The organism is Candidatus Magnetominusculus dajiuhuensis, from assembly GCF_046044395.1.
GTDB classification, from domain to species: Bacteria; Nitrospirota; Thermodesulfovibrionia; order Thermodesulfovibrionales; family Magnetobacteriaceae; genus Magnetominusculus; species Magnetominusculus dajiuhuensis.
On record NZ_JBJUSG010000200.1, the window covers coordinates 1 to 3,853 of the forward strand.

6 protein-coding genes are annotated in these 3,853 nt (G+C 43.5%); all 6 read right to left on the reverse strand.

Translation table 11 applies throughout. The annotated features are described in order from the left end of the window. Nucleotides 1-67: IS66 family transposase (locus AB7D94_RS16685; RefSeq protein WP_420267202.1), on the reverse strand; the 67-nt coding region annotated here is incomplete at its 3' end. Between the two features lie 312 nt (nucleotides 68-379). Continuing rightward, nucleotides 380-712, reverse strand: coding sequence for a reverse transcriptase domain-containing protein (locus tag AB7D94_RS16690; RefSeq protein WP_420267197.1), 333 nt, complete (start codon nucleotides 710-712; stop codon nucleotides 380-382). Nucleotides 713-821: 109 nt separating this feature from the next. Beyond that, a complete protein-coding gene (locus AB7D94_RS16695) occupies nucleotides 822-1,079 on the reverse strand; it encodes a hypothetical protein (protein WP_420267198.1) in 258 nt (85 codons plus the stop codon). A 470-nt stretch (nucleotides 1,080-1,549) separates the two neighbouring features. Beyond that, on the reverse strand, nucleotides 1,550-1,879 hold the full coding sequence (locus AB7D94_RS16700) for a type II toxin-antitoxin system RelE/ParE family toxin (protein ID WP_420267199.1): 330 nt from the start codon (nucleotides 1,877-1,879) through the stop codon (nucleotides 1,550-1,552). Further along, on the reverse strand, nucleotides 1,880-2,113 hold the full coding sequence (locus AB7D94_RS16705) for a ribbon-helix-helix domain-containing protein (RefSeq protein ID WP_420267200.1): 234 nt from the start codon (nucleotides 2,111-2,113) through the stop codon (nucleotides 1,880-1,882). It abuts the gene before it with no gap. Between the two features lie 96 nt (nucleotides 2,114-2,209). Further along, the gene (locus tag AB7D94_RS16710) at nucleotides 2,210-3,463 is read right to left on the reverse strand and encodes an ATP-binding protein (protein ID WP_420267201.1); all 1,254 of its coding nucleotides are present in this window, start codon (nucleotides 3,461-3,463) and stop codon (nucleotides 2,210-2,212) included. Nucleotides 3,464-3,853: the final 390 nt, after the last annotated feature.

Below are 3,853 nucleotides of genomic sequence, written 5' to 3' on the forward strand. Positions count from 1 at the left end.
CCTCTATCGCCTCCACAAACTTCCGCCGCGCATGTGCCCAACAGCCAACATGTACCATCCCTGCCACAGACAAAACCCGTTTCTATGTTGAGTCGACCGAGGGAGCTTCCCCCTCAGCCGCTGGATAGAAACTTCCAAAGTAGTTCGTACTGCATCGTACTTCTCCGAGAACTCCTGAAGCGTCCCCGGTGTTTGGTGCGGAAGCCGCCAACTTCGTATCTGCTGACGCATTCGCACTTGTGCTTTTCGACTTGCACCCGGCAAAAAGCTCGTAAACAACTCTCCATCGCCTTTTTGAGCGCTTCGAGGTTGAAATGTGAAGCCCAGAAAGGTGAACTGAACTGTTAGTTTAGACGCCTATTGCTGTCCTTGCAGTAGACTATCTTTGTTTTGTCTTTGTGAAGTTCCAGCCCACATTGCGCAAAACGCTCCGCTCCTTCACCCACTTTGCCTGCTGCTCTGTACGGCAGTGTACTACTGCATCGTCAGCATATCTGGCAAACTGACAGCCGGGTATTGACCTTCGCATCCACTTGTCGAATGCGTAGTGCATGAAAAGATTCATGAGCAACGGACTAACGACACCACCTTGTGGCGTACCGCAGTTGCGTTCACGTAACACTCCATTAGCGTCTAACGACGGCGACTTCAGCCATCGCTCAACGTATAGCAGTACCCACTTGCAGTCAGTATGTTTCCGTAGTGCCTTCATCAGCAAATCGTGTTGCAGGTTGTCAAAGGCTCCTTGTTTCGGCCCATTATGACACCTGCTACTTCCCCTGTAAAGATGGGGTTTTCTTGACGCTTACGTGGACACTAAATCATTCATGCCGCATCCTTTTTTTCATATAGCTATTTTTCGTAAGCGGATGGGGAAAGGAATCCGAGCCGTGCCTGACTTCTCTGATGGTAAAGGATGTGGTCCCAATTACCTCATCTAACAAGGCGAACCCATGTTCTTTTGCCAATGGTGAATACAGCGGGTATATGGCAAGATTTTTATGGACTTGAACCTTACCAATCTCTATGGTATTTAGAAAGTTCTCATAGCATCCGTAGTCAAAATTTTCAATCTTCATATTATCCCCTCCATTATTTTATATTGCAGTGTATGTTTATTATACACTAATGAGATAATAATGTCAATAGAATTATAAGTGCCGGATTTTACATCATTACCAGATAGAAAACCAGACAAAACCTTGATATCCAGCACGTAAGATTATATCTCACAGGGAAGGTAAAGCAAAACTAACCGGCACATATGGGATTATCTGAAACGGCGTAATCAGCGGGTTTGTGGGGTGGTGATGGTGTTTATGGGGTACGCAAGGTAGCGTTTAACATATGGTGGAGCTGAACGGGATCGAACCGTCGACCTCTTGAATGCCATTCACTACCTGAGGCTCTGACAAGAGCTTGGAAATACCCGATAAGTACTTGTTTTATAAAGGATAAACCGCACTTTTGATTTATCAGGATTTCGTTGTTTATAGTCAGTTTTATCACGTTTTTTATCACGTTTTTATCACAGTGCGCAGCATGTACTTTAGCTGTCCCCATACTGAATGAAATAAGCATCTAAATCGCGTGCACCATGCACGATATGAATAATATACAGGTGGCTGCGTGGCCCGTCTTCGTCGGCATAACGCAGAAAGATTACATAGCTGCCAAAAGTGATGCTGCGGTAATTATTCCCAATTTCTGGCCGCGCACGACCTACCAGACTGGGTAGTTTTGCAATTTGTTCGCAATAATTCATCAACTTGCCAACGAATTTTTTGGAAACGACACGGCTGGCACTCTCGCGCTCAATATAAGCGGCAATCTCGGATAGGTTGCGGCGGGCTGCTGCCAGATAAACGAGGCGCGGCATTTAGTGACCGGACGGGCTGACAACGTGGTCAAGATGATCGAATACAAAGCTGCGCACCTCGTCCGGTGTAAAACTGCCTCCCTCCGCCTCGGCGGCTTCTATTTCGGCGCGAAGTCTTGATATTTTAGCATGATTGACCGCATAGCGAACGGCATCTTCTGCTGTAGGAAAGCGCCCGGCATCAAGCTCGGCCTCTACCCACTGGGCGGCATCAGGTGTTAATTCAACTTTCATGAAGACACCTCCTTTTGAATAGTCTAATGTACTATAAATGGTGGAAATAACGCAATACGTACATACGTGGGTGGTTGAATGTATCTAACCCCAATGCTATCTGTCACCTATAAGCCATTTCCATAATGGCATGTAAATAATATCCGCTCGTTCATGGGATTCTCTATTCTCATAATCCCATGTGATGACAAGCAGGTTATCGCATGAGGTTTCCTGTGCTGCTTTAGTAAGAGCGGACAACTCTCTTTTTTTCGTTGTGAGTTTTCCCATGTCATAGCAAACCTGAATCAACTGGATTATATTCAGGCCCTCTTTTACGGCAAAATCAATCTCCTTGCCATCTTTTGTCTTATAAGAATAAAACTCCCTTCCCCTTCTCAGCAGATCTATGGCTACTGCATTCTCTATCAATCTTCCAGTGTCAGGCGCTGTTTTGAACTTTACCGCGTTGATTATCCCCGTATCATACGTGTAGACTTTCTTTGGGCTCTTTATCTGTTCCTTAACTTTATTGGAAAATCGTTCCAAGTAAAATATCAAAAAAGCTTCGGTGAGATACTCTGTGTAGTTTTCGACAGTATGTACGCTTTTGAAATCAAGGGCATTTTTCAGACTTGTGTATGAAAACTCATTTGAGTGGTTTGTAACCAGATACAGTCCGAGGTCATAAAGTTTCTTAGCAAATCGTACATTGTATCTCTTTACAATGTCTTTAAATAAGATACTTTCAAACAGAGTCGCTATGTAGGTTTTTGGGTCGATGTTTTTCAGCAGGACTTCCGGGTAACCACCTTTTTCAAGGTATTCACTCAGAAGATTGAGTACTGTTCCCTGACGCTCTTTCAGTCCAACCATCTCGTCTATTGAAAAACTTCTTGCGCTAAGGAATTCATTAAAAGAAAACGGTAGGATCTGAAATTGTACGAAACGGCCGGTCAGATGAGTAGAGAGTTCCCGGCTTAATAAGCGCGAATTTGAACCGGTGACGATTAGATTGAATCCCTTCCTATGGAGCCTGTTCAGAAAGAGTTCCCATTTATTAAGATTTTGTATCTCATCAAAAAGAATGGTCTTAGTCTCTCCATAAACTTGTCTGATGCCTTTTAGAAGGTCATCATAATCGGATATTCCAAGAAGCCGTTCGTCATCGAAGTTCAGGTAAGCAAAATCCAATCCATCAAGTATCTGTATGCCAAAGACAGACTTACCAGCCCTCCGTGGACCGATAATGACCTTGATGAGGTCGTTTTTCATGTTCTGTCGGGCATTGTGAATTCCTTCCCTTTGTACATACGTCGCCCTAAGGAGCTCATCACGTTCTGCTTTATGACCTAGTATAATATCTCTCACATTGACTCCAGTGGTACTAACTACATATTATTCCATTATTTTGTGCAGTATACTTAATTATATGCATATATATGAGTATTTTGCAAGTCTCTATCTCGAAAAAATGGGGGGGCCTCACCCTGTGTGAAAGTTAGATTGACGAAAAATACCAGTGTACTATAATGAAAGTATACACAGGAGAGTCACTATCACACGATTCAGCAAGCAGTGTCGCAACTGTTGCTAAGTAAGGCTTTAATCAAGCTATAACATATGAAAGGAGGTGATAAATATGCTATACAAACAAATAGCCGTCCTATGGAAAGACGAAGATGACAAAAAAAAGCCTTATTACACCCCAAGCTCCGATATAGAAATTTGCACCTATTGATAAAAGGGTTTTTGAAAGCA